General features: G+C 70.4%; 28 protein-coding genes and 2 pseudogenes. 12 read left to right on the forward strand and 18 right to left on the reverse strand.

Features of this window, described 5'->3' with window-relative positions; all coding sequences use genetic code 11:
- Window positions 1–675: 675 nt before the first annotated feature.
- From ACFYYJ_RS16665 to ACFYYJ_RS16675, 3 genes are read right to left on the reverse strand one after another with little or no spacing between them, the layout of a single operon-like run.
- A complete protein-coding gene (locus ACFYYJ_RS16665) occupies window positions 676–1,704 on the reverse strand; it encodes an NAD(P)/FAD-dependent oxidoreductase (RefSeq protein WP_389132998.1) in 1,029 nt (342 codons plus the stop codon).
- Complete coding sequence (locus ACFYYJ_RS16670; protein WP_385365808.1) at window positions 1,701–2,237, reverse strand: isoprenylcysteine carboxyl methyltransferase family protein; 537 nt, start codon at window positions 2,235–2,237, stop codon at window positions 1,701–1,703. The genes ACFYYJ_RS16665 and ACFYYJ_RS16670 overlap by 4 nt, the downstream gene beginning before the upstream one ends.
- Window positions 2,238–2,244: 7 nt before the next feature.
- The gene (locus ACFYYJ_RS16675) at window positions 2,245–3,312 is read right to left on the reverse strand and encodes a type III polyketide synthase (RefSeq protein ID WP_389133001.1); all 1,068 of its coding nucleotides are present in this window, start codon (window positions 3,310–3,312) and stop codon (window positions 2,245–2,247) included.
- A gap of 206 nt (window positions 3,313–3,518) precedes the next feature.
- Here ACFYYJ_RS16675 and ACFYYJ_RS16680 point away from each other — a divergent pair, with 206 nt between their 5' ends.
- The 3 genes from ACFYYJ_RS16680 (at window position 3,519) to ACFYYJ_RS16690 (ending at window position 5,845) form a co-directional block, all read left to right on the forward strand.
- Window positions 3,519–4,349, forward strand: a complete 831-nt coding sequence (locus ACFYYJ_RS16680) for a UbiA family prenyltransferase (protein WP_389133511.1) — start codon at window positions 3,519–3,521, stop codon at window positions 4,347–4,349.
- Between the two features lie 365 nt (window positions 4,350–4,714).
- Window positions 4,715–5,128 (forward strand): STAS domain-containing protein, encoded by a 414-nt coding sequence (locus ACFYYJ_RS16685; RefSeq protein ID WP_389133004.1) that lies wholly within the window; start codon window positions 4,715–4,717, stop codon window positions 5,126–5,128.
- Window positions 5,129–5,188: 60 nt separating this feature from the next.
- Window positions 5,189–5,845, forward strand: coding sequence for an ATP-binding protein (locus ACFYYJ_RS16690; RefSeq protein WP_389133006.1), 657 nt, complete (start codon window positions 5,189–5,191; stop codon window positions 5,843–5,845).
- 59 nt (window positions 5,846–5,904) lie between these two features.
- Here ACFYYJ_RS16690 and ACFYYJ_RS16695 read toward each other — a convergent pair whose 3' ends face one another.
- Complete coding sequence (locus ACFYYJ_RS16695) at window positions 5,905–7,359, reverse strand: purine-cytosine permease family protein (RefSeq protein WP_389133008.1); 1,455 nt, start codon at window positions 7,357–7,359, stop codon at window positions 5,905–5,907.
- 121 nt (window positions 7,360–7,480) lie between these two features.
- Window positions 7,481–7,795, reverse strand: a complete 315-nt coding sequence (locus ACFYYJ_RS16700; RefSeq protein ID WP_389133011.1) for a hypothetical protein — start codon at window positions 7,793–7,795, stop codon at window positions 7,481–7,483.
- A gap of 163 nt (window positions 7,796–7,958) precedes the next feature.
- Between ACFYYJ_RS16700 and ACFYYJ_RS16705 the strand changes: the two genes are divergently transcribed.
- A complete protein-coding gene (locus ACFYYJ_RS16705) occupies window positions 7,959–9,941 on the forward strand; it encodes an amino acid transporter (protein WP_389133013.1) in 1,983 nt (660 codons plus the stop codon).
- A 320-nt stretch (window positions 9,942–10,261) separates the two neighbouring features.
- Here ACFYYJ_RS16705 and ACFYYJ_RS16710 read toward each other — a convergent pair whose 3' ends face one another.
- The 3 genes from ACFYYJ_RS16710 to ACFYYJ_RS16720 all read right to left on the reverse strand — a co-directional run bounded on the left by ACFYYJ_RS16710 (window position 10,262) and on the right by ACFYYJ_RS16720 (window position 12,055).
- Window positions 10,262–11,044: an oxidoreductase gene (locus ACFYYJ_RS16710; RefSeq protein WP_389133016.1), complete on the reverse strand. Its 783-nt coding sequence runs from the start codon at window positions 11,042–11,044 to the stop codon at window positions 10,262–10,264.
- Window positions 11,045–11,164: 120 nt separating this feature from the next.
- A complete protein-coding gene (locus tag ACFYYJ_RS16715; RefSeq protein WP_385366874.1) occupies window positions 11,165–11,608 on the reverse strand; it encodes an SRPBCC family protein in 444 nt (147 codons plus the stop codon).
- A gap of 138 nt (window positions 11,609–11,746) precedes the next feature.
- A complete protein-coding gene (locus ACFYYJ_RS16720; protein ID WP_389133020.1) occupies window positions 11,747–12,055 on the reverse strand; it encodes a hypothetical protein in 309 nt (102 codons plus the stop codon).
- 130 nt (window positions 12,056–12,185) lie between these two features.
- Here ACFYYJ_RS16720 and ACFYYJ_RS16725 point away from each other — a divergent pair, with 130 nt between their 5' ends.
- Window positions 12,186–12,539 (forward strand): hypothetical protein, encoded by a 354-nt coding sequence (locus ACFYYJ_RS16725; RefSeq protein ID WP_389133022.1) that lies wholly within the window; start codon window positions 12,186–12,188, stop codon window positions 12,537–12,539.
- A 75-nt stretch (window positions 12,540–12,614) separates the two neighbouring features.
- On the opposite strand, the gene ACFYYJ_RS16730 is transcribed toward ACFYYJ_RS16725, so the two are convergent.
- Genes ACFYYJ_RS16730 through ACFYYJ_RS16740 form a run of 3 tightly spaced genes read right to left on the reverse strand, consistent with a single transcriptional unit; the run spans window position 12,615 to window position 14,457 of the window.
- A complete protein-coding gene (locus tag ACFYYJ_RS16730; protein WP_389133024.1) occupies window positions 12,615–13,322 on the reverse strand; it encodes a B3/4 domain-containing protein in 708 nt (235 codons plus the stop codon).
- A gap of 44 nt (window positions 13,323–13,366) precedes the next feature.
- Entirely contained in the window at window positions 13,367–13,594 is a 228-nt protein-coding gene (locus ACFYYJ_RS16735) for a hypothetical protein (protein WP_389133026.1), read from the reverse strand.
- Between the two features lie 26 nt (window positions 13,595–13,620).
- Window positions 13,621–14,457 (reverse strand): EamA family transporter, encoded by an 837-nt coding sequence (locus tag ACFYYJ_RS16740; protein ID WP_389133029.1) that lies wholly within the window; start codon window positions 14,455–14,457, stop codon window positions 13,621–13,623.
- Window positions 14,458–14,576: 119 nt separating this feature from the next.
- Between ACFYYJ_RS16740 and ACFYYJ_RS16745 the strand changes: the two genes are divergently transcribed.
- Window positions 14,577–15,152, forward strand: a complete 576-nt coding sequence (locus ACFYYJ_RS16745; protein ID WP_385120489.1) for a helix-turn-helix domain-containing protein — start codon at window positions 14,577–14,579, stop codon at window positions 15,150–15,152.
- A gap of 132 nt (window positions 15,153–15,284) precedes the next feature.
- Here ACFYYJ_RS16745 and ACFYYJ_RS16750 read toward each other — a convergent pair.
- A pseudogene (locus tag ACFYYJ_RS16750) lies at window positions 15,285–15,488 on the reverse strand (transposase); the annotation flags it as partial.
- 126 nt (window positions 15,489–15,614) lie between these two features.
- Here ACFYYJ_RS16750 and ACFYYJ_RS16755 point away from each other — a divergent pair.
- The gene (locus ACFYYJ_RS16755) at window positions 15,615–16,598 is read left to right on the forward strand and encodes a GNAT family N-acetyltransferase (RefSeq protein ID WP_389133033.1); all 984 of its coding nucleotides are present in this window, start codon (window positions 15,615–15,617) and stop codon (window positions 16,596–16,598) included.
- A gap of 416 nt (window positions 16,599–17,014) precedes the next feature.
- Window positions 17,015–17,287 (forward strand): hypothetical protein, encoded by a 273-nt coding sequence (locus ACFYYJ_RS16760; RefSeq protein ID WP_389133036.1) that lies wholly within the window; start codon window positions 17,015–17,017, stop codon window positions 17,285–17,287.
- A gap of 263 nt (window positions 17,288–17,550) precedes the next feature.
- Here the strand turns inward: ACFYYJ_RS16760 and ACFYYJ_RS16765 are convergent, their stop codons facing one another.
- The 5 genes from ACFYYJ_RS16765 to ACFYYJ_RS16785 all read right to left on the reverse strand — a co-directional run bounded on the left by ACFYYJ_RS16765 (window position 17,551) and on the right by ACFYYJ_RS16785 (window position 22,703).
- Window positions 17,551–18,054, reverse strand: a complete 504-nt coding sequence (locus ACFYYJ_RS16765) for a hypothetical protein (RefSeq protein ID WP_389133039.1) — start codon at window positions 18,052–18,054, stop codon at window positions 17,551–17,553.
- Between the two features lie 77 nt (window positions 18,055–18,131).
- Window positions 18,132–18,350, reverse strand: a complete 219-nt coding sequence (locus tag ACFYYJ_RS16770; protein ID WP_389133042.1) for a hypothetical protein — start codon at window positions 18,348–18,350, stop codon at window positions 18,132–18,134.
- A 144-nt stretch (window positions 18,351–18,494) separates the two neighbouring features.
- A complete protein-coding gene (locus ACFYYJ_RS16775) occupies window positions 18,495–20,162 on the reverse strand; it encodes a protein kinase (protein ID WP_389133045.1) in 1,668 nt (555 codons plus the stop codon).
- A 1,226-nt stretch (window positions 20,163–21,388) separates the two neighbouring features.
- Entirely contained in the window at window positions 21,389–21,577 is a 189-nt protein-coding gene (locus ACFYYJ_RS16780) for a hypothetical protein (protein ID WP_389133048.1), read from the reverse strand.
- Window positions 21,578–21,605: 28 nt separating this feature from the next.
- The gene (locus ACFYYJ_RS16785) at window positions 21,606–22,703 is read right to left on the reverse strand and encodes an alpha/beta hydrolase (protein ID WP_389133051.1); all 1,098 of its coding nucleotides are present in this window, start codon (window positions 22,701–22,703) and stop codon (window positions 21,606–21,608) included.
- Window positions 22,704–22,941: 238 nt separating this feature from the next.
- Between ACFYYJ_RS16785 and ACFYYJ_RS16790 the strand changes: the two genes are divergently transcribed.
- Together ACFYYJ_RS16790 and ACFYYJ_RS16795 are read left to right on the forward strand one after the other, a co-directional pair.
- Window positions 22,942–23,133, forward strand: coding sequence for a hypothetical protein (locus tag ACFYYJ_RS16790; RefSeq protein ID WP_389133053.1), 192 nt, complete (start codon window positions 22,942–22,944; stop codon window positions 23,131–23,133).
- 68 nt (window positions 23,134–23,201) lie between these two features.
- Window positions 23,202–23,836 (forward strand): annotated as a pseudogene (locus ACFYYJ_RS16795) (transposase).
- Between the two features lie 308 nt (window positions 23,837–24,144).
- On the opposite strand, the gene ACFYYJ_RS16800 reads toward ACFYYJ_RS16795, so the two are convergent.
- Window positions 24,145–24,606: a hypothetical protein gene (locus tag ACFYYJ_RS16800; protein WP_385120476.1), complete on the reverse strand. Its 462-nt coding sequence runs from the start codon at window positions 24,604–24,606 to the stop codon at window positions 24,145–24,147.
- A gap of 176 nt (window positions 24,607–24,782) precedes the next feature.
- Between ACFYYJ_RS16800 and ACFYYJ_RS16805 the strand changes: the two genes are divergently transcribed.
- Complete coding sequence (locus tag ACFYYJ_RS16805) at window positions 24,783–25,208, forward strand: hypothetical protein (protein WP_389133056.1); 426 nt, start codon at window positions 24,783–24,785, stop codon at window positions 25,206–25,208.
- 177 nt (window positions 25,209–25,385) lie between these two features.
- On the forward strand, window positions 25,386–25,601 hold the full coding sequence (locus tag ACFYYJ_RS16810) for a transposase (protein ID WP_389133059.1): 216 nt from the start codon (window positions 25,386–25,388) through the stop codon (window positions 25,599–25,601).
- Window positions 25,602–25,664: the final 63 nt, after the last annotated feature.

The raw sequence follows: 25,664 nt of genomic DNA on the forward strand, positions 1-25,664 counted from the left end.
CCCGCTGTGTCAGCAACGCAGATACGAGCGTGCCAGCAACACCCACGACGGCGATCAAGAAAGGTACTAAGTCCCTGCCCATGCCCCCACACATCCGCTACCGGCGACGCCTTCATCACCGCAAGATCGGCCCAGCCAATGCTGGGTTCAGATACATCCGCTCCCGATCACAGGGAGCGCAGCAACATCACCCAGCGTGCACTAGCTAAGAAAGTTGATCCAGACCCCCTCCCCCCTGGGCAGAGCCGCTGACAGATTGGCAGGCACCCCAGTACCCTCACCCCCGCTACGCCAGGGCGGCGGCATTGATCACCAGGTGCACCCATGATGTCGGCGATGACGCCCAGGGCGTTCGCGAGCGTGAGGCGCCACGATCACCACCAGCGAGAGCAGAGTCTGCGTGATCAGCGAGCAGGCAGTCCCTGGGTGGCAGTGCCGCAACCGCACATGCCGACAAGCCGTGTCCCCCGCGTGCCCGATCGGCCGGTGTTGGGTGGGGAGCCGCGGGGAATGCCGGGGAGGCGAGCCAGCACGTGCAGGTCAGGGGATTGGCTGGTGAGCGGGGAAGTGCGTACGCGATCTTCCGTACGGGTTCCACGTAGGCGGCCTTCGTCGCGTGTCCCCGGCGGTCCACCACCCGGGGGGATCGTCTCGGATCCGCAGCCGGATCGCGGCTCAGGCCAGCAGATTGACGGCGTGCTGGAAGAGGCCGGGGAAGCGTGCCGCGGTGGGGGTGATCAGAGGCGCCAGCCGGGGTTGGTTCCGCGCCCACAACAGGGACCTCGTCAGCGTCCGGTAGCCGCGGGACAGTCGGCACCACGCCCGTTCGTATTCCTGCGGGCGGTCGGCGCTCAAGCAGCGCACCAGTTCGGCGGCTCCGAGCAACGCGAGGCTGAGTCCCTCGCCGGTCAGGGCGTCGACGTATCCCGCGGCATCGCCCACGAAGAGGACGCGGCCGGCCACCCGGCAGCGTGCGTGCTGGCGGAGGGGTCCGGCGCCCCGGACGGGTGTCCGGCGGGCCCTCGAGAGCCGGGACTCCAGCACCGGGAAACGCGACAGCTGGGCGTCGTAGGGCAGTTGCTCGGACGTCAGGATGGCGATGCCGACCTGCCGCGGGCCCAGTGGCGTGACGTACGCCTCGCAGCCGACCGACCAGTGCACCTCCACCAGGTCGCTCCACGGCTCGACCGCGTAGTGGCGCCGCAACCCGTACCGGGGCGGCTGACGCCTGGGGTCCGGCCGAACGGCCAGGCCGAGCGCCCGGCGGGTCGGCGAATGCAGTCCGTCCGCTGCCACGAGGTAGCGGGCGGCCGTCCCGTCCGCCGTGACGTGGTCGTCGTGCCGGTCGACCCGGCGGACCCGGTGCGGGACGACCCGGACACCGAGCCGGGCGGCCCGGGCGGCCAGTGCCTCGTGCAGCAGGATGCGGCGCGCGCCGAGGCCGTGCCCGGCCTTGAACGCGGCTTCGGCGCGCTGCCCGCCGGCCGCGTCCACGTAGCGGATGCCGTGCAGGGGCCGGCCGGGCACTTCGATGTCGAGCGCTTCCAGAGCACGCACCGCGCCCGGCATGAGGCCCTCGCCGCACGCTTTGTCGATGGGCGTGGGACGTGGTTCGGCGACCACGACGTCCAGGCCCGCGTGCGCGGCGTGGATGGCCGTGGCCAGACCCGCCGGACCGCCCCCGACTACGAACAGGTCGATCACGGTGTCGCGCCGATGACGGGGAGGGCCCGCAGGGGCGCCAGCGCTGCGTCCTCACAGCGGATGCGAACGGTCAGCAGGGCCGCGTTCAGCAGCGTGAAGCCCACCGCGGTCACCCACGCGGTGTGCACCAGGGGCAGGGCCAGACCCTCGACCGCGACGGCCAGGTAGTTGGGGTGGCGGAGGTAGCGGTAGGGGCCGGAGACGACCGGCGGCAGGCCGGGGACGACCAGTACGCGGGTGTGCCAGCGGGGGCCGAGCGTGGTGATGCACCACCAGCGCAGCCCCTGCGCGGCCAGGGCCAGGGCCAGGGCGGGCCAGCCAAGCAGGGGGAGGAAGGGCCGGTCGGCCGCCCAGGGCTCCACGAGGCAGCCGAGCAGCAGTGCCGCGTGGAGGGCGACCATCACCGGGTAGTGCCCGGCCCCGTGTTCGCGGCCGCCCCGGGCCCCGCTCCAGCGGCCGTTGCGGCGTGCCACGGCGAGTTCGGCGCACCGTTCGCCCGCCACCAGCAGGACCAGCACGATGTACGGAGTCATGGTGCGCTCACCAGGCCAGCAGCACGAGTTCGGAGGAGAAGCCGGGCCCGAAGGCGATCATCAGGCCGGCCGCTCCCGGTGGCGGCGGCACGGCGCACGTGTCGCGCAGGATCTGCAGTACCGAGGCGGAGGACAGGTTGCCGGTGGCGGCCAGGGCGCGGCGGGAGGCGGCCAGGGCGGCGTCCGGCAGCCCGAGCTCCTCTGTGAGTGCGTCCAGGATCCGCGGGCCGCCGGGATGGCAGATCCATGCCGCGACGTCGCGCGGTTTGAGATCGTGGGCCGCGAGGAAGGACTCGACCTCCTCCGCCACGTGCAGTCTGACCAGGTCGGGGATCTCGCGGCCGAGCACCATGCGAAAGCCCCAGTCGCCCACGTCCCAGCCGAGCAGGTGCCCGGTCCCCGGGTACAGGCGGCTGCGCGTGGCCACGACCTTCGGTCCGCGGGCGCGGGCCGCCTGACCCGCTGCGGCCTCGTCGCCGCTGACCGCCACCAGCGCGGCGGCCCCGTCGCCGAAGAGGCTTCCGGCCACCAGGTTCGCCGGCGAGGTGTCGGTGGGCTGCAACGTGAGAGAGCAGAGTTCGGTGGACAGCAGGAGCGCGGTGCGGCCGGGCGGGCCGGCGAGGAAGTCGTGGACACGGGCCAACCCGGCTGCTCCCGCGGCACAGCCGAGGCCGAAGAGCGGGAGCCGCTTGACATCGGGCCGCAGACCGACCCGGGCGGCCAGGCGGGCATCCACCGACGGCGCCGCGATGCCGGTCACGGTCGTCGAGACGATCAGGTCGACCTCCTCGGCCCGCACCCCGGCGTCCTCGAGTGCCCGCTCGACGGCTTCGGCCCCCAGGACGACGGCGAGTTCGACGAACAGGCCGTTGGTGTGACCGAAGCTGCCGAGCTCCCGGTACTCCTCCAGGGGCAGGGCGAGGTGACGCGCATCCACCTGCGCCGCGGCGTGCAGCCGGCGCAGGAGCCTGCTGTCGGCGCCGGACGGCAGGCAGGAAGCGAGCACGTCGGTGATTTCCTGCTGCGTGTAACGATGGGGCGGGTACACCGTGCTCACCCCGAGGACGCGTGTCATTGCTCCAACATAGGGACGGCGGGCCGCGGCACGCTGCAACGCGGCCACCAGCGGGCGCGCCGTACTCCTAGGGTGGGCAAATGCCCGTCACCACCGGCGAAGGCCCCGCGCCGAACCCCGTACCCACCCGGCCCACAGGTTCCGCGGAGTACCCGCCGGCAGACCCGAAGCGTGTTCCCGCCGGGCTCCCAGGCCTCCGGGGCCTCATGGGCCTCGTGCGCCTCCTGAAGGCCAGTCACCCCGTGCCGGCTGCCGCGGTCACGCTCCTCGCGGCCCTGCTGGCCGCAGCGGTCGGGCTCAGTCCCGCCGCAGCCATTACGGCGGTGGCAGCGGTCGCCGCCGGCCAGCTGTCGATCGGCTGGTGCAACGACCGGCTGGACATGCGGCGCGACCGGGCCGCCGGCCGACGGGACAAGCCGCTCGCCACCGGGGAAGTACGGCCGGGAGCCGTGACCGGCGCCGCGTTCGCCGCCCTGCTCGCCTGCGTCCCGCTGTCGTTGGCCTGCGGGGCCGCGGGCGGCCTCGTCCACCTCGGCTGCGTCGCCGCCGCTTGGTCCTACAACCTCTGGCTCAAACACACGGTCGCCTCGTGGCTGCCGTACGCGCTCTCCTTCGGTCTGCTTCCCGCTTTCGGGACCTTGGCCGCCCTGCCAGGTGGCTGGCCTCCTGCGTGGCTGACCGCCGCGGCAGCTCTGCTCGGTGCCGCGGCACACTTCGCGAACGTCCTGCCCGACCTCGACGAGGACGTCGCGAGCGGGGTGCTGGGGCTCCCGCAGCGGCTGGGGCGGCGCGTCTCCGTCGCACTGGCCTCCGCGCTCGCCTTCGCGTCCTGCGTCCTGGTGGCGGTGGGCCCGACCGGCTCCGTCCACCCTGCGGGCGCCTTGCTCCTGGCGGTGACCCTGGCTCTCAGCGTGTCGGCCGTGGCCGCGCCACCCGCCCTCGCAAGCGGCAGGGTGCCGTTCCTGGTGATCCTGGCCCTGGCCACTGCCGACGCCGTGCTCCTCGTCCTGGCCGGCCCTGCACGGCACGTCGGATGAAACGGGCTCGACGAGCCGACGCCGCGGCAGCCCGGCTACCCGTCCGGGCGGGCGGCCCTGGTCCCCGTTCGCCGCGGGCCACAGGAGCGTACGGCGGAAGAAGCCCGGTCCGGGGCCGCCCGGCACGCCGCCCAGCGTGGCAAGTCGGCCCGCGAGTATCGATCCGACATTCGCTTGCCTGTGCTGCACCCGGATTGCCCACCCATGCCGTACCCGGATTGAAGGCGGTACGGTGAAGGCAGCCCGGTCGGGATCGGGTTTGGCGCTCGTGGGTCCCGGACCGGGCGAGGCCGACGCCGACCGCTCCCAGGACGGCCTTCGCCTTCGGCCCGGAACGCGCAGGTCGGCGGGTCGAGGAGGCGGTCATGAGCAGCAACCCGCAGGAGGACGCCGCGCTGCCGATGCAGGTACCGGAGCTGAAGACGGACACGGTACGGGTCGGCGATGCCGTGGTCTGCGTACTCTCCGGGGACCTCTACGCGGGAACCCGGGACGTCGGCGATCATGCGCTGCGCGCCGCACTGGATCTGCGCCCCGTCCTGCTCGCCGTCGACCTCAACGCCGTGGACCTCTTCACCGTCGACGGCCTGAACCTCCTCCTCGGTCTGCGCGAGGCCGCCCGGGCCCGGGGCGTGCCGCTGGCTCTCGTCTCCCCCAGCGACGCGGTCCGCCACGTGCTGGAGGTGACCGGCGCGACGGACTCGTTCGACGTGCATCCGAGCGTCACGGAAGCCGCCGCCCGGCTCACACGCCGACCCCGGCCACCGGCCGGTGCGTAGGGGGCACGAGGACAGGGGCGAGCCACAAGGCGACAGCCGCCCGCCGCTCAGGGACCGGTCATGGGCACACCCCCATCCCCTCCTCCTGCACTCCCGCACCGCGAACTGGAATTCGGTTCCGAAGCCGTGGGGGCATGCGGTGCGGGGATCGCCTGGGTACGTCGGACGCTGGACGACTGGCACCTGCCCGCAACCAGGAGCGGCGACGCCGTCCTGGTAGCCGCGGAGCTGCTTTCCAACGCCGCCCAGCACGCGGGCGGCATCCTGCGACTCTTCCTCGAACACCACGGCAACGTCCCGCGGATCACCGTCAGCGACCCGAGCCCCGAGCCGCCCCGCCCGGGCGAGCACCGGCCCGAAGCCATCGGAGGCCACGGCCTCTTCCTCGTCGACCGGCTCACCGTCGACTGGGGAACCCGTCGGGAAGACGGAGGCGAGACGGTCTGGGCCGACCTCCCGCTCCGGTCCCCTGACGGTTCCGTCGCGTCGCGCACCCGGGGCCGCTGCCCGACCCGTCACGACGGCACCGGGGAGACGAACCGGCCGCGGTATCCGGCAGCCCCGCGTATCCCATCGGAGACAGGCGCTCGCCAGGACGCGGCCGGCGCGGGCTGGATGCCGCCGAATACCGGCCCCGTCGCCGGTGCGGCCGCAGCCGCTCCGGACCGGGCGAAGAGTGCCCTGCGGTTGATGCCCTGCTCGTCGCCGTCGTACTGAGTGTTCGCGCGTCGCTCCCTTTCAGGTGGGGTTCTGTAGGCGAAGCGCGGATCGGTTGCTCAGTGGGATGGCGGTAGGAGCAGCCCCTCCTCTCGAACCATCCGGCGTTCGGTGGCCAGATCGAGGCTTCGGGCGAAGCGCCAGTACAGGGCTCCCGCCACCGGCAGGCCGATGAAGACGGAGCAGTCGACGCCTCCGAGGCTCTGCGCGACAGGTCCGGTGTAGAGGCCGGTGATGACCATGAACGGGGCCATGCAGGCCAGGCCGATCCCGTAGGCGACGTTGCCGCGCCGGCCCCATCGGCCGTAGATACCGCGCGGGTTGAAGATCTCCTTGACGACGTACTGGCCGCGCCGGACGAAGAAGTAGTCGACCAGGTTGATGGCCGTCCACGGGATGAACAGGTACGTCAGTACAACGACCACGTTGGCGAAGAACCAGTTGAAGCGGTCGATGCCGACGAGCGTGGAGATCGTACCGACGGCCACCAGCATGATCCCGATCGTGGCGCCCCGGACGGTCCGCGTCGGCTTGACCGGCCGGAACGAGTCCATGATCGAGATCATGGTGAGGCTGCCGCCGTACTGGTTGATCGCCATGATCGACAGCAGCCCCACGAGCAGAACGACGACCGCGACGGTGCCGAATCCGCCGAACAGTCCGTCGGCAGCGAGCTTGAGCGCGGTCACGGGGTCCGTGCCCTCGGGCGCCCCGGCCGAGACGACGGCACCGAGGATGAACACCCATATCCCGGAGACCGCACTGGGCAGGTAGGTCCACCAGAAGGTGCTGCGGACGGGAACGTCGGGCTTGAGGTAGCGCGAGTAGTCCGAGACGTACGGTGCCCAGCCCAGCTGGAAGCCGGCGACGAAGACGAACACGAGCATGAACGGCGCCAGGTCGAACGGGCCGGCATCCCAAACCCCGGCCGGGAGCCCTCCGCCGAACAGGGCCGCCACCGTGACGGCCGCGGTGATCACGACGAAGGGCCAGGTGAGCCACCTGTTCAGGCGGTGGATCCAGTCGTATCCGAACAGGGCGATCACAGTCGCGACGGCGGCTGCCAGCAGATAGCCGAGCTCGTTGGGCATCCCGGTGAGCGTGTTCATGGCCTGGCCGGACAGCAGGGCGTCGGAGGTGTTGAAGGCCACGTAGTTGATCATGGCGAACACCCACACGGTGAGCGCGGCGCCCAGATAGCCGAACTGCGGCCGGGACTGGACGAGTTGGGGCAGGCCCAGTTGGGGGCCCTGGGCCGAGTGGAAGGCCATGAAGAACGTGCCGAAGAGTGAACCGAGAACGGTGGCGACCACCGTCCAGACGAGCGAGGCCCCCATGGAGAGCGTCACGACGCCGGTCGCCAGACCGGTGAGGTTGAGACTGCCGACGAACCAGATGGCGCCGACGCTGGAAGGCTTGCCGTGCCGTTCCGCGAGGGGCACCCAATCGATCGAGTGCTGTTCGATGCCCGCAGGAGGTGCCGAACCCTGCACCTTCGAGGCAGTTGCCCCCATGTGACCTCCCATATCCGGGCTCCCATGGGCCCGTTCAGCCGCCCCGACCTTCAAAGCCGATCGGGTTGCGCTCAAGGTAGGTACTGACTCAATTTTCAGTCAACACCTCAGGCGAGATGCCTCATCCGGACAACGCGGCCACCACCGGGAAACGGCCGGAGTGCACGAATGCGACACGAAGCCCCGCCTCCACCACTTGCGACCTGACGCACGACCGAGGCCGCCGAGCTTCCACGGAGGGCCAGAACCTGACAAAAATTTCAGCATCAGGGCTTCCATGGCGCAGTCGGCCCGCAAGCCGGACGGCGGCCAACCCCTCGTCAGGCAGGGTCTCGCGCTGCGGGGCACCGGTGATCTGTCGGACCGCGTCGCCCAGGGACTCCAGGTGCCTGACATCGAGCGTGGTGACGACCTCGATCCCCGAGTCCAGGAGCACCTCGACGTCGGGCCCGGCCGGTCCGAACAGCCTGGTCAGGGCGCGTGGTCCCGCTCATCGGAACCCCGACGGAAGCGGCGACGGCGGCAGACCCCATACTCGGTGATCGCTGCCGGCCCATCGAGCCGGTGGGCTCGGCGGGTTGGAAGGGTTGATGGGGGATATGACAGACGTGAACGATCTGGCCGTGCCGGAAGTGGTGGAGAGTCCCGCACTCGAGCGGACGCCGACCGGCACTCTCGGGCAGTGGTTGCTGCGCCATCGGGTGCAGCCGGTCGGGCCGGCGGCCGGCGAGGGGCACGGCGAGCCGCACGCCTGGTGGAAGGTGATGTGCCTGACCGGGGTGGACTACTTCTCCAGCCTCGCGTACGTCCCCGCGATCGCCGCGCTCGCGGCCGGTGCGGTATCACCGCTGGCGACGCTGCTGATCGTGACGTTGACCCTGTTGGGGATGCTGCCGATGTACCGACGCGTCGCCCGCGAGAGTCCGCACGGAGCCGGTTCGGTGGCGATGCTCGAGGACCTGCTGCCGTTCTGGCGGGGCAAGCTGTTCGTCCTGGTCCTGCTCGGTTTCGTGGCAACTTCGTGGATCATCACCATCACCCTGTCCGCGGCGGACGCTTCCGTGCACGTGGTGGAGAACCCCTTCTTCCCTCAGGCCCTGCACGGCCACGAGGTCGCCATCACGGTGGCGCTCCTGCTGCTGCTCGGCGGTGTGTTCCTGCTCGGGTTCAGCGAAGCGGTCAGCGTCGCGATCCCTCTGGTCGCCGTCTTCCTGCTGCTCAACGCGGTGACCATCGCTGCCGGCGCCGTCGAGGTCGCCACCTCGCCGGGCGCCTGGTCGGCGTGGACCGACGCGCTCGTGGACGGAGGAAGCGGGATCGGCGACCTGGCCGGGCCCGCGCTGCTGGCCTTCCCGCTCCTGGTGCTGGGGTTGTCGGGCTTCGAGACCGGGGTGAGCATGATGCCGCTCATCGCCGCGGAGGGAGAGGACGCCGAGCAGCGGCTGCAGTCCCGCATTCGCAACTCCCGGAAGCTGCTGACCACGGCGGCGGCCGTCATGAGCATTTACCTGCTTGCGGCGAGCTTCGTCACCACGGTCCTGATTCCGCACAAGGAATTCGAAGCGGGTGGCGCGGCAAACGGCCGCGCCCTGGCCTACCTGGCCCACGAACAGGTGGGGGAAGCCTTCGGCACCGTCTATGACATCAGCACCATTCTGATCCTGTGGTTCGCGGGCGCTTCCGCGATGGCGGGGCTGGTCAACATCGTCCCGCGCTACCTGCCCGACTACGGCATGGCCCCCGAATGGGGCCGCGCCGTTCGCCCGGTCGTGCTGGTGTACACGGCCCTCTGCGTCGTCATCACCTTCGCCTTCGACGCCGATGTCAACGCCCAGGCCGGTGCCTACGCCACCGGAATCCTCGCCATGATGGTCTCCGGTGCCTTCGCCGTCACGGTCTCGGCGCTGCGCCGCCGCCAACGCGCGACCACCGTCGGCTTCTCCCTGCTCACCGCGGTGCTGCTCTACGCGCTGGTGGCCAACATCATCGACAAGCCGGACGGCATCACCATCTCCGGCCTCTTCATCGCCGGAATCATCGCGGTATCCCTGATCTCCCGGGTTTCCCGCACCACCGAACTGCGCGCCGACCGCATCGTGTTCGACCCGGCAGCCCGGCAGTTCGTCACCGACACCCTCGCCCACGACAACGCGATCAACATCATCGCCAACCGCCGCCAGGCAGGCGACGGCGCCGAGTACGCCTACAAAGAACGCGAACAGCGCCGCAACAACCCGGTACCGGGTCGGGCCGATGTGATGTTCGTGGAGATCGACGTCGTCGACCCCTCGGACTTCAGCGAAACACTCACCGTCCACGGGGTCGAGGTGGACGGATACCGGATCCTGCGCGCCGAAGCCCCCGCCGCCCCGAACGCCATCGCCGCGATCCTCCTCGCCCTGCGCGACACCACCGGCGTGCAACCTCACTGCTACTTCGCCTGGGCCGAAGGCAGCCCCCTGACCCACATGTTCCGCTACTTCCTCCTGGGGCGCGGGGACACCGCGCCCGTGACCAGAGAGATCATCCGCAAACACGAACCCGACCCGGCCCGCCGCCCCGGCATCCACGTCGGAGGCTGACCCCTGCGCCCGCCACGGGAGCCACGGCTGCAGGCCTCACCCGACGTCCGGAGGAGATGGCATCGTGGCGAGGGGCTCGGGACCGGTATGTTTCCCGGGTCGAGAGACCAGGTCGTGCAATCGGTCCCGATCGGCCGGTCGGCCCAGTGGCGGCGCCGCGGAGCCGCGAATGTGTCCCGCCCCGGTCTCCCCGCAGGCCGAGGGATCTGCGGAGCCGACGGCCGAACCCGGCGTCGTCAGGTGCGGTCTCCCCCAACACGACCGTGATCACGGGAAGGTGACGCCGCGTTTCGTCAGGGTCTTCGATGGCACGGCGGGGTTCAGAGCGTCTGGACGAGGCCGCCGTCGATGACGAAGTCGCTCCCTGTGACGTTGTCCGTCCTGTCGCTGGCGAGCAGCAGAACGAGGTCGGCGATCTCCTGCGGGAGGCTGAACCGGCCGGTCGCGGACTGCGCGGCGGCGATCCGGGCAATGTCCTCAGGGCTTCCACCGGACGCCTTCGCGACCGTCGCAGCGACACCGTCGTCACCCAGCCACAGCGACGTGGACACCGGCCCGGGGCTGACCGTGTTGACGCGCACCCCGCGCGGACCGACCTCCTTGGAAAGGGCTTTGCAGAAGTTGGTGAGCGCCGCCTTGGCTGCGCAGTAGTCGATGACCATCGGATCGGGCAGGAACGCATTGACCGAACTCACCGTGACGATCGCGGCGTTGCCGCGGGCGATCAGGTGGGGCAGGGCAGCCCGGGTCGTGCGCACGGCGGTGAGGAAGTTGATCGTCAGCGCGTGGATCCAGTCGTCGTCGGTGACGGATGCGAATCCAGCCGGACGGGGGTGTACTGCGCCGACGTTGTTGACGAGGATGTCCAGTCCGCCGAACCGGGACACCGCTTGCTCGACCGCGGCTGAGGAGCCTTCCGCCGTGGTGAGATCGACCGACAGGGGATGCACCTGCGGGGCAAGGTCCGTCAGCGGTGCTGTGATGCCGCGTGCCACCGCGACCACGTTCACGCCCTCGCCGGCGAGTGCCTGCGTCACGGCGAGGCCGATTCCCTTGCTGGCACCGGTGACGACAGCGACCTTGCCCGAGAGACGCAGGTCCATCGCAGACTCCTCAGGTGGAACGACGGTTGGCCTGTGGTGCGATCGCCCGGCCAGAGAAGGCAAGTTGGCCATCAGCTCGACATCGGCAGGACCGCGACCCTGTCTCGGGCCGCCGCCGGGTCAGGACCGCTCGACGGCGTCCTTGATCCGGCGGCCGAAGTCAGGAGCGTCCTTGCGAGCCGCGCGAAGCGCCGGGCCGAGCAGGAGCCGGCCGAGTCCGTGGCCTTCGAGCACGTTGAAGATCCGGACCCGGGTACGGCCGTCCGGCAGCCGTTCGAGGTCGTAGCCGCCCTCGGCCGTGATGAGGTTCTTGCTCTGCTCACTCCACCGGATCGTGTGAGGCGCTTCCAGGCTGGTGATGCGGAACTCGCGGGAGGTCTTCACCCCGGCGTCCTTCACGGTGCTGCGGAAGACCGTCCCGACGGTGGTCGGGCCCTCGGGGGTCTTCGTGATCTCCAGGACCCGGGGGCTGAACTCGGGGTCGTTGTGGCCGTCGGCGAGATACGCGAAAACTTCCTCCACCGGGCGGTCGACCTGGACACTGGCCTCGAACTCTCCGGACATCGGGGCTCCTCGCTGTGTGCCCGGCCTGCGCTCCACGGCCAGGATCCCAGAGAGTCCCGGCGGCTGCCTCCTGGCCGCAAGGACCTCCAGCTCGCCCCGCTCGCCGATCGCATACCCGGCGCGGGACGCTTTCACGAGTCAGGATCCGTGTCGGGCCGGCGGACGCGGTCCGGGGGGCGGGGAAGCCGTCCGGGCGGCCGAAATCCGGTTGGCCTCGGCGGGGCGCTCCTGCTGGATCCGACGTCCCCGGCCGTCGAGCAGGTGTGAGGTGACCAGACCCGCCAGGGTGCTGCCGAACGCCTTGATCGCCCCGGTCGGACACGCAAGGACGTCCAGGCCGCCGCCGGTGAACGGAGCCGGCCGGATGATCGGGGCGCCGTCGATGGCCGCCAGGTTTGGTCCCGCTGCTGCCACGGTCACCACGCCGCCGACCGGATTCAGAGGCACATGGACCGAGCGGAGCAAGGTGGACTTTCCGCCGCCGTCGGGGCCCAACCAACCCGATGACGTCCCCCTCACGGGCTTCCAGGTTCGATGCCGCGCGAGCCGGCCGCCCGTACACCCACGGCGCGTCGCCGTGGCGGACCTCGGCGGCATCGGAGTACGGGCCCTGGACGTGATCGGCTTCCTGCTCGGTAAGCCGCACGCCACGCTCACCGCCGAGGGAGCCCTGCTCGCCCTGGCGGGGGACCACGCCGTCCTCGTCGCCGTGCCGGGCGACAAGGGCACCCGGGCGCTCTCCCGTTCCGAGCTGGCCACGGCGCTGGAGGCGGGCGACGTGCCGCTCACCGTCGCCGAGGCGGGCGAGCCGGCGCGGGCCCTCGGCGGGATCCCGGGGACCGGGCCGCGAGAACGGCGTGTCCGGCGCGAGGCGGCCCGCAGGGTCGTGGTGCCCACGCGTCCCGACACCCTGCCCATCACACCCGGTTGATCTTCGCCTTGCCCGGGTGTGAGCAGGAGGGGTACGGGACGTGGCGTTCGGCCTTCGCCGTCACCGGGCGTGGTGTCAGAGGGTGGCCTGCAGGTGTGCGGGGCTGAGGTAGTGGACGGTGCTCTGGGCGGAGTGTTCGGTGAGGAGGTCCTGCAGTTCGTCGGCGGCGGTGGTCAGGAGGTGGCCGTCGCGGGTGGCGTGGACGGTTTCGAGGATGAAGGCGACGTGGGTGGAGTCCTCGGTGACGCGGGTGCGGTGGGCGTCGCGGTGGTTCCAGTGCCGGGTGAGGACGTCGGTGGTGTCGGTGTAGATGATCTCCCCGGTCTTGGGGTTCTCCACGTTGTCGGGTTCGCCGAGCGGGGTGAACGTCTCGGTGCCCTCGGCGTAGCGGATCTCGATGTCGCCGGTGACGTGGTCGAGGTCGAAGGCGCCGGCGGGCAGGCCGTGGCGGACGGAGACGGCGTTGTAGGAGTCGACGGCCGGGTTGATCCGGGGCAGCGTTCCCTTCTTCGCCAGGCGACGGCCGAGGGCGTCGACGCTGGGCCGTATGCGGCGGGGGTTGGTGCCGAAGGAGCGGTAGGCGGTGTGCCACGCGTCGATGCGCGGGTCGGTCTCGTCGGCGGGGGTCCAGGCGCCGGAGGCGAGGTCCTGTTCCAGGATCTCCACAGCGGCGGCTGTGCGGGGCCAGGGCCTGCGGCCGTGCAGGCCGGTGGCGGTGACGACGGCGATCAGGGTGTCGGGGAAGGCGGCGGCGACGGCGGGGCTGATGCGCAGGGTGGTCATCGTGAGAGCGGTTCCGTTCCGGGAGTGGGTTGGGGTGAGGGCGGTCAGGGCTTCCAGGTACCGACGCGGTCCAGGCCGTCCAGGCGGTCCAGACGGCGCGGGTGCCGGGCAGCGGTGGGCGCGTCCGGCGCGGTGCCGCGTTCGGCGAGCCGGCGGGCGGTGTCGGTGCGCTGTTCGACGGGCTTGTGGTCGTCGTACCAGTCGTGGCCGTCCGCGATCCGGGGCCGCCATTCGGCATCGTCCAGGGCGGCGTCCCGGGGCTGGATGCGCATGCCGGGCTCCTTCCGTACGGGGTGGTTCAGGTGAGTGCGAGGAGGCTGACGGCGACGGCGGCGGTGCCCAGGCCGATCAGCTGGCCGCGGTGGATGCGTTCGGCCAGGACGCTGCGGGCGAGCAGGACGGTGCCGGCCGGGTAGAGGGCGGTGATCACGGCGACGACGGCCAGGTCGCCGCTGCGGGCGGCGAGCAGGAACAGCAGGTTGGCCACCGAGTCCAGCACGCCGGCCGCGGCCGAGATCGCGTACGCGGGCTTCTCCGGGCCCAGGCGCCGGAACATCACGGCGGCGGCGGCCAGGGTGACTGCGGTGGAGACGGCGCGGCCGGTGATCAACGGGCCCACCCCGCTGTCGGAGGGCGCCTGGTGCAGGAAGACGAGCTGCAGGGCGATGGCGGCCCCGGCGCCGAAGGCCGGCAGCAGCGCGGTGCGCGAGGGGCGGGCCGACTTCGCGCCGTGCCCGGCGCTGACCAGGACCACCGCCGCCAGTGCCAGGGGCAAGCCGGTCAGCCCGGCCAGGCCCAGGTGCTCGCCCTGCACCAGCCCGACACCGACCGGCAGTATCGCCGAGATGAGCGCGGCGATCGGGGACAGCACGTTCATCGGGCCGATCGCCAGCGCGCGGTAGAGCAGGGCGAACGCGGCGGCCGACGCGACGCCGGAGGCGGCGCCCCAGGCGAGAGTGGCGGGGGCGAAGGACGCGCCGAGGACAGGCCACAGCAGCAGCTCGACGGTCAGCGAGGCCGGGGCGGCGATCATTACGGTCCGCAGGACGTGGGCTTTGCGGGCGCCGAGGCCGCCGAGGAAGTCGGCGCATCCGTAGGCCAAGGAGCTGCCCAGGGCCAGCAGCAGAGCGATCACGGTACGTACATCCCTTACCATCAATGGAACGACTACACCGTACAACGCACCGACCACTGATTGTCAACCGAACGACCGCACGGTGCAACACACCGACCTTCTGCTGGAGGGTGAATTCGATGGCCGAGACCGAGGCGGCATTGCGCACGCTCGCGCACAACGTCCGCGCAGCCCGCACCCGCGCCGGACTGTCCCTGGACGAACTCGGCCGCCGCGCCAAGGTCAGCAAGGGCGCCCTCGTCGCCCTGGAGAAGGCACAGGGCAACCCCAACTTCGCCACCCTGGTCCGCCTCGCCGACACCCTCGGCGTCTCCGTCTCCGCACTGATGGAAGGCAGCCCCGAACAGCGCGTGCGGGTGGTGGGTGCCGACACCGTCATGCCCCTGTGGAAGGGCGAGCGCGGCAGCGAGGCCCGGCTCATGTTGACCACCGGCGGCCCGGCAGCCACCGAGGTCTGGCGCTGGACGCTGCAACCCGGCGAGGAATACCCCAGCCACCCCCACCAGGCCGGCGTGACCGAGACCGTCAGCGTCACCAGGGGCGAGATGGTGCTCGTCGTCGACGGCGCCGAGTACTCCGTCGCCGCCGGACAGACCGCCGCCTTCGGCGCCGACGCCACTCACACCTACCGCGGCGCGGGCACCGAGACCTGCCACCTGATCATGACCGTCCACCTGCCCCCGGGACCCGCGTAGCGTCCCGAGGTCCCCGGCCGGCCGGACGACGCCTTTCGTTTCAAGCGACGAGCCCGTCAGGAGGCGAAGCAGCCCAGCCCAGCCCCGTCGCAGACTGCCCAGCCCGCCAACTCAAATGCACGGCACGACAAGCCCAGTGCCCATTGGGCCGAGTTCCTGGGGCAGGTGTTCCCAGGCGATGCCTGTGTGCAGCACGTACAGGATGCCCTGGAACTCCAGCCGGTCCGGATGCCGCTTGCGCCCCGGGTGCCGGGTCCGACGCTCGACCTTGGGCAGCAGCTGCTCGATCACCGCCCACAACTCGTCGTCGACCTCCCATGGCTGCGGCCGAGCCATCCCACACCCCCGGCCCTCGTCCGCGCCGGGGCCCGCTTCGAACGCGGCCGGCTCGTTGAACGACCGCAGACCACCGCGGCGTGAATAGGGTGGCGGACCTGCCTCGAAGTTCGAGAACATCCGATCATGTTGGACGTCACGGCAGGACAGGACCTTCCGGTCGGCTTCGGCTTCCGGCCGTATCGCGGCCACGAGGACCACGGCGCCATGGCGGCGGTGCGACTGGGGTGTGTTGAACGGGACCGGGTCGATGTCCATTCGGTTGTGGAAGGACTCCCGACAGCGGCCGAGATCGCCGAAGCTTCTGCCAAGTTGGAGGAGGCGTCCAAGAACCAGATCCTGGTGGTGCTCGACGGGAGCGTCGTCGGCTACTCGACGATCCGGTGGTGGCAGGAGCGGGACGATACGTGGCTGTACCTGCACCGCGGCTACCTCTTGCCCGAACATCGCGGCCAGGGCATCGGCTCAGCCATGCTGAGCTGGGCCGAAGAGCGGATCCGCCGGCTCGTCGAACAACATGGAACGGCGCGGACGGCAGTGATCGGCGCGAACGCCATGACCTCCGAGCAGGACGCCACGGAACTTTTGCGCGCAGCCGGCTACCGACGTGTCTTCAGCCTGGTCGAGCTGGAGCTGGGCGATCTGCAGCAGGTGCCCGAGCCGGGCAGCGAACTGCCGGCCGGGATACGGACGGGGCCGATCGGGACAAGCCACTACCGTGCGGCCTGGAGGACTGTCGTCGATTCGTACACGGACACAGACTTCGCTCAGAGATGGCATTTCCAGGACTTCGTCGACACCGCCGACCCGGCATGTTGGAAAGCTGCCTGGAACGGGCAGGACATGATCGGCGTCGCCCTCTGCTCCATCCGCCGTCACGACCACACCGTGGGCGAGGTCGAAGAGCTGAGTGTCCGGACGGACCAGCGACGCCTCGGAATCGGCCGGGTCCTGCTGCTGGACGGGCTGCAGAGCCTTCGCGAGCAGGGTGCGACGACCGCCCGGCTGTTCACGGGCACGGCAAACCCGCACCGGTCCTACGACCTTTACGAGAGTGTCGGGTTCCGGCGGCAGAACGAGTACGTCCGATACCGCAAGCCGCTTGCTTGATCGACCGGCCATTGGGCTGTCCGGTCATCCACAGGATTTGACAATAGCTCGCAACGCCCCCGGCACCGCTGCCTATAGACGAGCCATTACACACACAAAATCAGTGCACCTGCACACACTTGGAAAACTCGCCAACCTGAGAAAACACCAGGCCACCGCCCCCGCCCGGCAGTCACCACACCGCCCATCCGGCAGCCCCAACCACCACAACAGACACCCGGCAGCCCACACACCGGCCAACCAACCTGAACACGCCCTGGTCAACGGACCGACCCAGGCACCACATCAATGGCCCGTCATACTCCCGGTAGGTGAGTATCCATTAGATAGACAGACCGGCTCCGCCTGAACCTCTGCGCAGGGCGCTGACCTGCCAACTTACCTCCGGATGGCAGGTACTCGGGGATGATGGGCGGGTGCCGCACACCATGGTTCTTGCCGTCCACCCCGCCGCCCTCGAACGCCTCGACGCCCTCGTACGCGAGCACCAGGACGCCGAGGAGCAGTGGCTGAACGAGGAGGGCGAGCGCGAGGGGCTGGTCCTCATCCGAGGCGCACAGCGCCGCGCCGGACAGGCCCGCATCCGGCCGCCCAGCATGCGCACCGGGAAGCCGGACTGCACCGCCCCACCCGGGCACTCGCACTCGCTCCGGGACCGCGGGCCGAGCTGGAGCACCGCCGGCTGCTGAGGGAGTGGGATCCCGTTCCGGCCGATGCCCCGACGTCCGGGCAGAACCTGGGCGGGACGGGACCGCACGCCGGGACCGGGCTCACCGGCCGGCTCGTCGTCGCCCTCCACCGCGCCCTTCGAACGTAGGCGGCCATGTGAAACGAAACCTCGGGTGTCGATCAGCCTGGCCTGACGGGTGTGGAGTTCGCCGCCACCGATGTTGGTTGTACCGATGGTCCCCACGGCCGAGCTCCGGGAGGTCGGGGATGAGGGGCGCCGCTACTACGTCGACTGAGGCCTCTCCCCTTCCATCGGATTCACGCTGGACTCGTTGGCGGGAGGCAGGCCCGCTCTCGCCCGGATGATGTCGGCCCGGGCCTCCACCAGCAGGGCATACGCCTTGAGGACCGCAGCGATCCCCGCTCCGATCGCTGTCGCCAGAGCACTGATCGACGTGATGACCTGCGCCGCGTCTGAGACTTGGAACCCCTGGGCTGGGACCCTCTCGAACAGCCCTCGAGCCGCCAGATACGCGATCAGATAGGCCACCGCAGCAGCCATGACGAGCCCCAGCACGCACCACGCTTCGGATCGTCGGACCTCACGCCGAACTTCGTAGAGAGGAGCGAGGCTACGGACTCTCCGCTGGCGGCGAGCCTGATCTATGTACCTCTCCGCGTCGACACCAGCCCTCCCGGCCTGCTCTTCGAGCATCTTTATTCCGAGTTCCTCAAGAGCTTCAGCGGGCGAAATGGACGCCTTGCCGCCGTCATCGTTATTGGTCATGGCCATCATCTTGGCCGTGATGTCCCGCACAGACGCCGGTTCGGAAGGACCGGCGAGATTCGGCAAGCTGCAAGCGGTCACAGTGACCGCTCCCGGGACGCGTCTCGTGGCACCTCTCCCGGGATCGGGGCCTCCACTGCGGCGACGGGAATATGGAACAGGCAGTCATCGACCCCAACCGACGCCCCACCGTCGCGGCGGCCGTCGAGCAGCACCAGGCCGACGACCACGAGCACCAGGAGCGTCGAGCGGCACACCACCGCGGCCTGCCAGACGACGGGTACTGCGGACCGCACACCGGCCGCCCGGAGGAAGTCCTCACCGCCCCCGGCCGGACCGCGCCCCGGCCGCACACGATCCCGCAGCCATACCCGGAACCCCCGGGCCCGACGATCCTACGAATGACCGCCTCAGACCCACGCCTGGAAGGTAGGACAAGCTCAGTCGGCCGACGAGGGCGCGACCGCCCGGCGCCAGACGGTGGCGTCGAGAGTGACGTGGAAGGCGGGGTCGGTATGGGACGTCTGCCCCTGGAAGGCGATCAGGCCGATGTCACCCGCCTTTGTCAGGACACAGAACTGGGCACCCGGGGACAGCTTGTCCAGCGGGATGTAGTCGGCGAAACGCGTCTCGTCGCGGCAGGTCTCCAGCGATCCGGCCTGCCCGGGGTCGAGCAGCACGAGATGGTTGCCCGCCTGGGTGCGCACGCGGTACGGAAGCGAGTGCCCGGCGAACTCCAGGTCGCCGGCGGAGCCACCCGCCTCCTGCGGCCGCAGCTCACCGTCGCCGAACCTCAGGGTGTAGTTTTCCGGCAGGTTGATGCCCGTGCGGGTGACCGGCGCCGTTGCTTTGGCCACACCGGACGGCGGCTGCGAGGCCTTCGGTGCGGACGAGGCCACCTTCCCCTTCCCAGCGGCCCGTTCTGCCGTGCCGGAGCTGTGGCTCACGAGGTACAAGCCTCCGCCGGCGAGCAGCGCCAGCGCGAGTCCGACCGCCACGGCCACGCCCGGCCGCCGGTTCGGGCGGCCGGCCGCGGACGGCCGGGGCGGGTAGCCCGGTGGCGTTGACGGCTGGGCGTATGGGCCGTGCGGGGGTGGCGTCGGTGGTCCGTACGCGCCCCGGACAGCGTGCGGCGCGGCGGGCTCGGCGGTCACCGTCGGCCCCTGGCCGGGCGGTGCCGGGGCCGCCGTAACCTGGGTCGCCTCGGGCGGTGCGGGCGCCGCCGCGCGCAGCGTGATGTCGGCGGCGACCGCGCCGGGCAGCCAAGCCTCGGGGCGGCGCAGCGGCGCGTCGCCGTTGGCGGCCCGGCACAGCGCGAGGACCTCGTCGACCGATGGCCTGGCCGCCGGGTCCTTGGCGAGGCAGCGGGTCACCAACTCATTCAGCTGAGCCGGGAGCCGGGTGAGGTCGGGCTGCTCGTGGACGATGCGGTAGAGCACTCCGTGCGAGGTGCCCTCGCCGAACGCGGGCAGGCCTGTCGCCGCGTACGCTGCGACCTGGCCGAGCGCGAAGATGTCGGTGGCCGGGGTGACCGCAGCGCCCTCGGCCTGTTCAGGTGCCATGAAGGTCGGGGTACCGATTGTGACGCCGCTGCCGGTGAGGGCGGTCGCGTCGGCGGCCCGCGCGATGCCGAAGTCGATGACGCGGGGCCCGTCGCCCGCGAGCAGGACGTTGGACGGCTTGAGGTCGCGGTGGACGATGCCGGCCCCGTGGATGACCTGTAGGGCCTCGGCGACTCCCGCCACCAGGAGCAGCACGGTGGGTACGGGCAGCCCGCCGTGGCACTGCACGGCGTCGGCCAGGGAGGGCCCCGGGACGTAAGCCGTGGCGAGCCAGGGGTGGCGGCCCTCGGTGTCGGAGTCGATCACGGGCGCGGTGTAGAGCCCCTGCACGCGCTCGGCGGCCCGCACCTCCTGCTGGAAGCGGCGGCGGAACTCGGCGTCCTCGGCGAACTCCGGCCGGATCAACTTGATCGCGACGGGCCGCCCGCCCGGCGTGTACGAGAGGTACACCTTGCCCATGCCGCCGGCGCCCAGCCTGGCCGCGATGCGGTATCCGGCGACGGACCGCGGGTCGTCGACCTCCAGCGGATGAAAGACGGTGTCCAACTCGGTTTCCCCACACTCGGTTTCGGACCGCGCTGCGGCCCCTGGCCGGCGCACGTGGAACTTTACCGAACGCAAGTTCCTGCCAGTCAGCTTGTTCATTGGCCTTTCAATCGCCGTAGAGCGATGAGTGTCTTCTCGCAGCAGACGGTTTTGCCTACGCCACGTGTCCTGCCTGGTGTGGCCACTTCCGTCCGCGGCACGTCTGTACGGCACAACGGACCCATCGGCGTCAGAGTGGTCGGTAGTACCGCTGCGGGTGCGGCCGGCCTTGACCGGACCCGGCCGGCGACTGGGTTCGCGGGGTGCTCCGCCAGAGGGCGCGCGCCGTATTGGTCCGCAAGCTGCGGCGGTCCACCCAGGGCGGACGCGGCCCCACCCGGAGCTCGCCGCCCTGGCCCGGTGAGGCCTTCGGCAGGAAAACCGCGGCCGCCGCGGGGGGGCACAGCGGAGCGGGGATCTCTGCCTCGCGCCCCTGGACTGGCAGCGTCGCTGCCGCGTCCTGGCCGACCTGGTCGACGCCGAAGGACAGCTGCCCGACACCGGCCCCCAGCGTCCTCACGGACGGCGATGGCGTCGGACCGCGGCTCCAGCAGCAGGAGCAGCCGGCCATCTGGGCGCGGCTGCTGCCGGCAGCAGGAGCGGCTGACCGTGCTGGGGGTGGAGCCCGCTTTGAGGGAGTCGACGCCCAACAGGGCCGCGAAGTCCGTCACCACGCGGGGCGTCAGTTCCTTGCGACCAGCGCCGATCACACCGTAAGTGGCCGCCGACAGGTAAGTGGGCGTCACGACCGCCAGGGTCTTCGCCATGCCCATCCAGTCCGGATTGCGGTACCGGAGCATACGGATGAACCAATCGCCCGGACCGCCGGTGAGGGGTCCGAACCGCTTCGGGGCAAAACGGGAACTCCGCTCCTCCTGCGGCAGTGCCCGGATGAGCTGCAGGAGTTCACGCCGTCCCGCCGCCGGCAGGTGCACCGCATCCATCACGACGTACGGCACCCACCGCCCGGCCCCGGCGTCCAACGGCGCCATATCGTCCGGCACCGCCAGCCCCGCGAGACCAGGGACCATGCGAGGCCGTCGGAGTCGACGTCCCCGGGGTCGACCCGCTCAGGGAGGCAACGATGCTGTCGCCCCTGACGTCGGCCGTGTCGCCATCGTTCATACTCCGGAGGCTGCCCCAAGCCTTGGCCGCCGCGCGCCTTCACGTACGGACGCAGCCGGGGATCAGGCACTGCGGGGGCGGTGGACGCGCACCGTGCGCTCGGCGACGGCCAGGCGGCCGCCCGCCAGAATCATCGTGCGGGTGCCGCCGTGGCGGTAGCGCAGATCGGTGATGGCGACCAGGCGGCCGCCGGCCAGGACCTGGTCCCCGACGCGCAGTGGGCACGTGTCCCGTCCTCTCTGATGGCTCACATTCGAGCGGCAGAGAAGTCGGAACGGTTCACTTCGCGGCGACCGGGCCGCGCATCCGGTCGCTCATCCACTTCAGGTCACCGTTGAACAGGGTGTCCGTGTACTTGTAGCCGTCGTGGCCGCCCTCGAAGGAGGTCACCTTGGTCTCGATCGGGCCCTTGGTGATCTCCTGGCGGAGCTTGTCGAGCGCCGCGACCTCCGCCTTGGGCTCCTTCGTGCCCATCAGGAAGGAGATCGACACCTTGTAGCCGGTGGTGGGACCGGTCGCCGCCGAGGGCGAGGGGCTGTTCTTGGGCTTGGGGCCGGCCTTGGCGCTGCTGGACGGGCTGCTCGAGGGACCGCCCGTGCCGCCGCTCTTCTTGATCAGCTGCTCGGCCAGCCAGGCCGGGCTGTTCTCCTGCTTCTCCTTCGGGTGGCCGTTCCACAGTGGGGAGTCGGGGGCCGCATCGGGCCCGCCGGCGATCGCCACGCTGAACCGCTCGGGGTACTGGAGCACCATCTTCATGCCCACGTAGCCGCCGGAGGAGGAGCCGAAGAAGCCCCAGCCCTTCGGGTCGGCGTAGGTGCGGAAGTTCTCCCGCACCAGGTCCGGGACGTCGTCCGAGATCCAGGTGCCCATCTTGGGCTGCCCCGGGATGTCGCTGCCGTCGTAGTAGGTGTCCTTGTTGGCGTTCAGGACCGGCATGATCACGATGAAGGGCAGGCTCTCGCCCTTGTCGGCGGCCTCCCCTATCCGCTCCTGAAGGCGGAACTCCTTGGAGAAGAAGTAGTTCGTCGGGTAGCCCACGGCACCCGGCAGCGCCATCAGGACCGGGAAGGCGCTGTTCTTGTACTCGGGCCGGTCGTACTGTTTCGGGACCCAGGCCCACACCCGGCCGGTGAAGCCGGACTTCGCCCCCTTCAGGTCGACGTGCACCACCCGCGTCCCGTCCGCCAGCGTCCTCTGCGGGTCCCACGTACGCGGGTTGGTCGGCATCCGTACGTCACTGGCGACCTTGGTCTCCCCCGGCTTCGCCGACTCCTTCGGGGCAAAGGAGACGGGATCTCCGTCGCTGGAGCAGCCGGACAGCGCGGCGACGGCGGACAGGACGAAGGCCACGCAGAGCGTGGCGGAACGGTGTTTCACTAGGACTCCGGCGCAGACTGAAGGATCTCGAACACGGTCTCGAACGGACCTCGCAGGTAGAGATCGACACGGCCACATTTTGGTTCCATCGAAGCGCCACGAGGTTCGTCAGGGCGCGACCCGCTGCAGAACGGTGCGGGTGGCCGGGCCATAGGAGCCCGGGGGACGTTGGCGAGGGCCGCCGCGCCGGTGGACCGGCCGGGAGGAGGACCTCATACCGGCCCGTGCGGCGACGATGATGCGGCTCTCGAAATTTGGCTGCGGCGCCGTCGACGAGAACGAGCGCCAGGCGGTCGTCCGGAACGTCCTGGTCGAGCCGGTTCGGCAGGCCGTCGCCCTCGGGCTCGATGTACTCGAAGACGGCGTGGACGTCTCCGGCGACACGGACCCCAAGGCGCACGTCGCCGTTGGTGCGCATCCCCTTGACTGATGGTTTCAGAATGAGTTGAGCTGCGAGTCTCACGCTTGTCGATCTTGGTCGGCAGGGTGTCCGGGTGCGTGCTGATCTTGTTCCGTGACGTGTGGGAGCGGGTGGCTCCACTGTTGCCGCCTGCTCCCGAACGGCGCCGCCGGCATCCTGGGCGGCTTCGTGTTCCGGATCGGGCGGCACTCGCGGGCATCATGTACGTCCTGCGGACCGGCGTTGCCTGGCGCGACGTCCCGGCCGAGACCGTTGGCTGCTCAGGTGTGACGGCCTGGCGCCGGCTGCGGGACTGGACCGAGGCCGGCGTGTGGCCGCGCCCGCATGCTGCCCTATTGACCGAGCTTCGCCGCGTCGACCTGCTGGACCTGGACGACTGCTCCGTGGATGGATCACATGTCCGGGCACTCAAAGGGGGGATCATGTCGGCCCCTCACCCGTCGACCGCGCTCGCCCCGGCTCCAAACACCACCTGATCGTCGACCGGCGCGTCCTGTGGAAGCGCGGCATCAAACCCCTGATCGCGCGACGCGGCGTCGCCCACGGTTCCGGACTGGGCAAGGTGCGCTGGGTGGTCGAGCGCACCTTCGCCTGGGTGCGCCAGTTCAAACGACTCCGCATCCGCTACGAGCGACGCGCTGACCTTCGCCAGGGCCTGCTCGAACTGGCCGGCAGCCTGATGTGCCTCCGCAGCCTCCGAGCCTCATTCTGAAGCGATCAGTAAGCGCCTGGCCCCAGGTAGACGAGGGTGGTCACCACCGCCGCGAAGTTCGCCGTCAGCGCGCCGTGCGGGGGCGATCCGCCCCGTCATCGTCGACGTGACGCTCGGACTCGACGGCACCATCGACGGCATCGGCGCCCTGCTCGACCCGGGCACGACCGACAACCCCTGAAACCCGCACGGTCGAAGCCACACACGCCGACGGCCCGGCCTCCCCCGCGCAGCAGCGGGAGCCCGGGCCGTCGACATCCAGCACGCCGCAGAGCGGCAGCCCTACGACACCAGCCGACAAAGCACCACTAGAACGCCGGGCAGTTGCTGCTGATCGGTGTGGTGCCGACGTACAGGACACCGAACTTGTTGATGTCTACGGTGCTTCCGGCGCCGCCATAGGTGCCGCTGGACCATACGGCTCGGGTGCTCCAGTCCGGGTACATGACGAAGTTGCCGTCCTGCTGGTAGACGACGTGAGTCCCGCCGGCATACTGCGTGTTCGAAGCCCAGCAGACCTTCCGGGCCCCCGAGCCGTTGCTGCGGTACAGGACCAGATTGCCATCGGACTGCATGATCAGCGTGAAGTTTCCGTCTCCGCTGTAAGTCGCCCGCTGGATGTACTCGCCGGCTCCGAGGTACTCGCCCTTCACGAGTTTGTCCGAGTACGAGTGCGCCGAGGCGCTGCCTGCGGTTCCGGCCACGACGATGGTGGCCATGAACGCCGCGATGAGTGATTTGACGGTGGTACGGCGCAGCTTGGTGGACATCCTGTTCCCCCTTGGTTTTCGAGTGTGTCGCTGGTCACGGCATGGCTGGCCGCCCAGCGCCGCACTATCGCGGCGCCAGCATGCCAGGATTCGGCGATCTTGGCTTGGAAAATCCGCCAACTAGTTTGATTTCAGGGCGTGTTCTGGCGCGCGCAGCCTGCCGTGTCGTAGGCGCCTTGATCGCTCGGCGCCCTCGTCTCGACCGGGTCACGCAGGAGGCGACGACGGCGATGGACGCCGCCGAACTCGACGCGGGTCCGGCATCGGCTGCGGTACTGAGGTTGATCGACATCGGCTGGCAGACCTTCGAGCGCCACTCCGCGCTTCTCCGAGCCGCCGCCCTGACAGCCACCGAAGGCGGCGGGGCCGGAGCCGACCACGAGCCGGTCACCGACCGACTGCTGCGCCTGATCGAACGGGGGCAGCGGGCCGGCGAGTTCGACCCGAACCTGTCCCCGGCCTGGCTGGTGGCCGCGACGATCGCACTGGGACACGCCGCCGGCGAGGAGGCCGATGCGGGCCGCATTCCCCGGGACGAAGCCGCTGCCGCCCTCCGCACGAGCGTGCTGCGCACCCTTGGCGCTGGAGGCCCGGCGAACTGAACCGATCCGGCTCGACCGGCAAGGGCTACTTCGGGGCGAGGCGGGGAAGCAGGCGGATCCAGTGGCGGTCGAGGCCTGAGGGGCTGAGGGCTGCCGCGTCGGACATGGTGCAGCCGTGGATGATGCCTGGGTAGACCTCCGCAGTGCGCCGAACGGCGGCGCACCGGCGGCCGCGTGGTGACGCCACCGCATCGCAAGTTCAAGAAGAACCCGCCGGAGTGGCACGAGGAGATCTACGAGCGCCGGCGCAAGGCGCACTCCTCACGCCGGATCCGGGTCGGGCACGGCATCGCACACCTCAAGAACTGGAGATCTCTGACCCGCCACCTCGGGCGCCGCGAGCACATGAGCGACACGGTCCAATCTGTCGCCGGACTGCTTTCACACCAGTAGACCACCACCCGCGGAGACCGTCAGTCACAACGGCCACCGGGCCGACCTGGAGCCTTCGACGTG

It is taken from the genome of Streptomyces sp. NPDC002467, from assembly GCF_042889825.1.
Classification (GTDB): domain Bacteria; phylum Actinomycetota; class Actinomycetes; order Streptomycetales; family Streptomycetaceae; genus Streptomyces.

What these genes read in the sequence shown, in the direction of transcription:
- ACFYYJ_RS16670 (WP_385365808.1), bottom strand. Translation starts at nt 2,237, where the DNA reads ATGACTCCGTACATCGTGCTGGTCCTGCTGGTGGCGGGCGAACGGTGC.
- ACFYYJ_RS16675 (WP_389133001.1), bottom strand. Translation starts at nt 3,312, where the DNA reads ATGACACGCGTCCTCGGGGTGAGCACGGTGTACCCGCCCCATCGTTAC.
- ACFYYJ_RS16680 (WP_389133511.1), top strand. Translation starts at nt 3,519, where the DNA reads ATGGGCCTCGTGCGCCTCCTGAAGGCCAGTCACCCCGTGCCGGCTGCC.
- ACFYYJ_RS16685 (WP_389133004.1), top strand. Translation starts at nt 4,715, where the DNA reads ATGAGCAGCAACCCGCAGGAGGACGCCGCGCTGCCGATGCAGGTACCG.
- ACFYYJ_RS16690 (WP_389133006.1), top strand. Translation starts at nt 5,189, where the DNA reads ATGGGCACACCCCCATCCCCTCCTCCTGCACTCCCGCACCGCGAACTG.
- ACFYYJ_RS16695 (WP_389133008.1), bottom strand. Translation starts at nt 7,359, where the DNA reads ATGGGGGCAACTGCCTCGAAGGTGCAGGGTTCGGCACCTCCTGCGGGC.
- ACFYYJ_RS16705 (WP_389133013.1), top strand. Translation starts at nt 7,959, where the DNA reads ATGACAGACGTGAACGATCTGGCCGTGCCGGAAGTGGTGGAGAGTCCC.
- ACFYYJ_RS16710 (WP_389133016.1), bottom strand. Translation starts at nt 11,044, where the DNA reads ATGGACCTGCGTCTCTCGGGCAAGGTCGCTGTCGTCACCGGTGCCAGC.
- ACFYYJ_RS16715 (WP_385366874.1), bottom strand. Translation starts at nt 11,608, where the DNA reads ATGTCCGGAGAGTTCGAGGCCAGTGTCCAGGTCGACCGCCCGGTGGAG.
- ACFYYJ_RS16730 (WP_389133024.1), bottom strand. Translation starts at nt 13,322, where the DNA reads ATGACCACCCTGCGCATCAGCCCCGCCGTCGCCGCCGCCTTCCCCGAC.
- ACFYYJ_RS16735 (WP_389133026.1), bottom strand. Translation starts at nt 13,594, where the DNA reads ATGCGCATCCAGCCCCGGGACGCCGCCCTGGACGATGCCGAATGGCGG.
- ACFYYJ_RS16745 (WP_385120489.1), top strand. Translation starts at nt 14,577, where the DNA reads ATGGCCGAGACCGAGGCGGCATTGCGCACGCTCGCGCACAACGTCCGC.
- ACFYYJ_RS16755 (WP_389133033.1), top strand. Translation starts at nt 15,615, where the DNA reads ATGTTGGACGTCACGGCAGGACAGGACCTTCCGGTCGGCTTCGGCTTC.
- ACFYYJ_RS16765 (WP_389133039.1), bottom strand. Translation starts at nt 18,054, where the DNA reads ATGACCAATAACGATGACGGCGGCAAGGCGTCCATTTCGCCCGCTGAA.
- ACFYYJ_RS16790 (WP_389133053.1), top strand. Translation starts at nt 22,942, where the DNA reads ATGCGGCTCTCGAAATTTGGCTGCGGCGCCGTCGACGAGAACGAGCGC.
- ACFYYJ_RS16800 (WP_385120476.1), bottom strand. Translation starts at nt 24,606, where the DNA reads ATGTCCACCAAGCTGCGCCGTACCACCGTCAAATCACTCATCGCGGCG.